The organism is Curtobacterium sp. B18 (assembly GCF_000333375.1).
Taxonomy (GTDB): domain Bacteria; phylum Actinomycetota; class Actinomycetes; order Actinomycetales; family Microbacteriaceae; genus Curtobacterium.
Genome location: NZ_BACZ01000555.1, coordinates 1 through 4,166, shown reverse-complemented (window position 1 = coordinate 4,166; position 4,166 = coordinate 1). Strand labels below are relative to the sequence as shown.

3 protein-coding genes are annotated in these 4,166 nt (G+C 70.7%); all 3 read right to left on the bottom strand.

Annotated elements, in window-relative coordinates; all coding sequences use genetic code 11:
- Positions 1–31: 31 nt before the first annotated feature.
- The 3 genes from I5E_RS15120 to I5E_RS15110 are packed head-to-tail and all read right to left on the bottom strand — an operon-like array spanning position 32 to position 3,797.
- Positions 32–1,459 carry an FGGY-family carbohydrate kinase gene (locus I5E_RS15120; protein ID WP_022907721.1) on the bottom strand — a complete coding sequence of 476 codons (1,428 nt, stop codon included), beginning with the start codon at positions 1,457–1,459 and terminating at the stop codon, positions 32–34.
- Positions 1,456–2,973 (bottom strand): FAD-binding oxidoreductase, encoded by a 1,518-nt coding sequence (locus I5E_RS15115; RefSeq protein WP_022907720.1) that lies wholly within the window; start codon positions 2,971–2,973, stop codon positions 1,456–1,458. Before I5E_RS15115 ends, I5E_RS15120 begins: the two co-directional genes overlap by 4 nt.
- A 47-nt stretch (positions 2,974–3,020) precedes the next feature.
- Positions 3,021–3,797 (bottom strand): SDR family oxidoreductase, encoded by a 777-nt coding sequence (locus I5E_RS15110; protein ID WP_022907719.1) that lies wholly within the window; start codon positions 3,795–3,797, stop codon positions 3,021–3,023.
- Positions 3,798–4,166: the final 369 nt, after the last annotated feature.

The following is a 4,166-nucleotide window of genomic DNA, read 5'->3' as shown; positions in this document are numbered from 1 at the left end:
TCCCGTCCCGCACCGGGCCGCTCGTCGGGCGTCAGCCGACGATGGCCGCCGTCCGCCGGTAGACCTCGTCGGTGTGCGCGGTCACGTCCGCGTGCACGGCGCGCAGCGCGTCGTACACGGCCGCGGTCGACGGGTCGGGACCGAAGCGGTCCCGTTCGACGACCATCGCCCGCGCGGCCGCCGCGAACGACGGGTGCACCCCGGTCGCGACCGCCGCGCAGATCGCCGCACCGCGCCCCGCAGCACTGTCCCCCACCACCCGGATCGTCGGCACCTGGAACACGTCCGACACGATCTGCATCATCAGGTCGGAGGACGATCCGCCACCCGAGACGACGACGCGCTCGTACGGGGTCCCGAGCTCGGCGGCCATCGCGTCGCCGCGGTCGCGCATCGTCATCGCGATGCCCTCGAGGATCGACCGGTAGACGTGGGCGCGGCCCTGGCGTCCGTCGAAGCCGAGGATCGAGCCCTTCCGGAACGTCGCATCGGCCGGCGCGAGCCAGTCGAGCACGGTGAGCAGGCCGTCCGATCCCGCCGGGACCGCCGAGGCCTCGCGGTTCAGCCGGTCCTCGGCGCGTTCACCCGTCCGTTCGGCCGCCTCGGCGAAGTCCGCTCCGAGCAGGTCGCGGAACCAGCTCACGGTCCACATGCCGCGTCGGATCCCGCCGGACTCGTAGAGGTACCGCCCGGGCTCGGCCCCGAAGTTGGTCCAGAAGTCCGTCGCGTCCAGCACGTTCCGGGTCCCGACCGACATGCCGGCGATGTAGGTGCCGAGCGACACCAGCAGCGTCGTCGGGTCGAGGAGCCCGCAGCCGAGCGCCTCGACGGCCTTGTCGTTCGCCGTCGCGACCACCGGCAGGCCGACCGGCAGGCCCGTCGCCACCGCGGCATCGGCCGTCACGGCGCCGAGGACCGCACCGGGGTCCACGAGCTCGAACAGCTGCGCACGACGCATGCCCGTTGCGGCATACGCGGCCTCGTCCTCACTCCAGCGCCACGTGTCGGTGTCGATCGGCCACATGCCCTGGTAGTTCGCGGCGGTGTCCCGGAACGTCCCGGTGAGCCGGTGGGTGACGTAGCCCGACGAGGTGGTGACCCAGCCGACGTCGTCCTGCTCGGCGACGAACGGCCGGCCGACGCGGGCGTCCATCCAGCTCATCACGGGCTGGGCGAGCGACCCGTCGGCGCGGAGCACCGCCCGGCAGAACCGGATGGTGCAGAGACCGACCCCGACGATCTCGGACGGGTCGCCGGGGAACGCCGCCATCGCGATCCGGCACGCCGCGGCGATCGAGTCCCACACGTCGTCGTCCGGATGCTCGACCACGCCGGGGGCCGGCGACCGGTTCGGCCGCAGCGGCACGCGCCCCTCGGACACGACCCCGCCCCGCTCGTCGAAGACCGTGACCTTCGACGACTGCGAGCCGTTGTCGATGCCGACGACGTACCGGGTCATGCGCTCGCGCGCCGGAACGACGTGTCCGGGTCGGCGGCGGCCGCCTGGATCGCACCGGGTGCCGGGAAGATCGTGCCCTTGTTCATGATGCCCTTCGGGTCGAACTGCGCCTTGAGCCCCTGCATGATCGCGAACGCCGAGCCGTGCTCCTCCTCGACCCACGGGGTGCGGTACTTGCCGACGCCGTGGTGGTGGACCATCGACCCGCCGTGGCGGAGGGCCTCCTCCACGATGATCGCGTTGAGGGGGATGTGGTACTTCTCGATCTCCTCCTCGGGCGAGCAGTCGATGCGGTAGTCGTAGACGAAGTACATGTTCGTGCCGGTCTGGTAGCTGTGCGACGAGTGGCCGCCGAGCATCGTCAGGTCGTCGGCGTACGGGTACTCCTCGCGGATGCGGCGCATGACCGCGTCGTACAGGTCGGCGACGGCGGACCAGTCCGCGGAGACCTCGGTCGTGTACCCGAGGTGCCGGTCGGTGAGCATGGCCTGCTTCTCGGCGTCGATCTTGTCCTGCCCCCAGTTGAGGTGCTCGAACCAGGACTCGATGAGCGACGGGTCGACCGGCTCGTGCTCGTGCTGGCCGAGGACGCGCTGGATCTCCTCGCTCGTGGCGCGGACGATGCCCTTCGGTCCCTCGGCGACGAACACCACCACGCACTTGCCCTTCGAGAAGTGCGAGAAGTGCTGGTTCGCGTCCTCCGGCGAGTACAGGCGTACGACGGACGGACGGAAGCCGTTCACGACGACCTCGCGGATGATCGCGACCCCGGTGCGCATGTCGTCGACGAGCGCGCCGTGGAACTCGTTGTTCTCCGGCATGTACGTGAAGACCTTGATCGTGACCTCGGTGATCACGCAGAGCGCACCCTCGTTGCCGATGACGACGTGGCGGATGTCCGGGCCGGCCGAGCGGCGCGGGACCGACTTGATCCGACGGACGCGACCGCCGGGGAACACGGCCTCGAGTCCGGTGACCATGTCCTCGATCGCGCCGTAGAGCGTGGAGAACTGCCCGATCGACCGGGTGGCGACGAGGCCGCCGTACTGGGCGAGGGGCTTGGACTGCGGCGAGTGCCCCGTGGTGAGGCCCTGCAGGCGGAGCTCGTCCTCGAGGCGCTGGAGGGGCACGCCCGCCTGCACCGTGACCTGCATGTTCTCCGGGTCGACGTGCAGGACGGCGTCCATGCGGGAGCAGTCGAGGACGACCGTGTCGACGACACTCGTCTCGAGGCCGCCCTCGGTGCCGGTGCGGCCGGTGCGGGGGACGATGTTCACGACGTGCTCGTCGGCGAAGGCGAGGATCGCGGCGACGTCCTCGGTGGACTCGGCGTTGACGATCGCGACGGGCGTCGGAGCGTCGTGGATGCCGTGCACGGACTGGTACTTCTTGAACCGGTCGACGCTGGCGTCCAGCAGGTGCTGCTCGTCGGTGTCGAGCTGGTCGGGACGGACGATGGTCGCGAGACGCTCGAGGATCCCGGCGCGGTCGAGGGTGGCGGTCGATTCGATCATGGTGGTGAGCCCTTCGGTGGTGTGGGTCGGGTGTGCGGTGGGAGGGACTAGCGGACGAGGTACCCGCCGTCGACGGTGAGGGTGTGCCCGTTCACGTAGTCGGAGGCGCCCGAGGCGAGGAAGACGGTCGCGCCCATGAGGTCGGCGACGTCTCCCCAGCGGCCGGCCGGGATGTGGTCGAGGACGCGCTGGTTCGTCACCGGGTCGGTGCGGGTCTGCTCGGTGATCTTCGTGGCGAAGTACCCGGGCGCGATCGCGTTGACCTGCACGCCGTGCTGCGCCAGCTCGTCGCAGTACGCCTTCGTGAAGCCGACGATCCCGTGCTTCGTCGCGGCGTACGCGGGCGACCACTGGCCGCCGAGGAACGCGAACAGCGACGCGATGTTGATGATCTTGCCGGAGCCCTGCGCCACGAGGTGCTTGCCGACCGCGTGCCCGAGGGCGAACGGCGCGGTGAGGTTCACGGCGACCATCGGGTCCCACTTCGCGCGGTCGAACGCCTCGACGTCGTCGAGCAGGCAGATGCCGGCCGAGTTGACGAGCACGTCGATGCCGCCGAGCGCCCGGGTGCACGCGTCGACGATCCGGGTCGGGGCGTCGGGGGCGGTGAGGTCGACCTCGAGGAACGCGTAGCGGCGCCCCTCGGCCTCGACGAGCGCCCGCGTGGTGCCGTCGTCGTCGACGACGCTCGGCACGAACACGTCGGCGCCGGCCTTGGCGAGTGCGAGCGAGAAGGCCTGGCCGAGGCCGGAGTTCCCGCCGGTGACGATGGCCCGCTTGCCGGCGAGCGAGAACAGGTCCATCGAGAAGTCGCGGATGTCCATGGGGTGTGCAGTGTCCTTTCGAGGTGGGTCAGACGGCGACGGCGACGTCGGACGGCCGACGGTTCCGGAGTTCCCGCGCGCGGACGCGCATGGTGAGGGTGGTGAGGAGGCCAGAAGTACTACTCGACGGGCAGCATCTTCGCCGACTGGATCGACACGTACGCCGAGCGCACCGACACCGGGGAACGGGTCATCGCGATCGTCGACGCCCACCAGCCGGGTGTGACCCACGGCGACGACTGGGACGGCTTCGGCCAGCGCACCACCGGCTCGGGCACCAGCACCTTCACCGACGCGGTCGTCGCCGCCGACGCGGTCATCCCCGTCGACGACCGGTTCACGTACCAGACCGCCTACTACCAGGCCGTG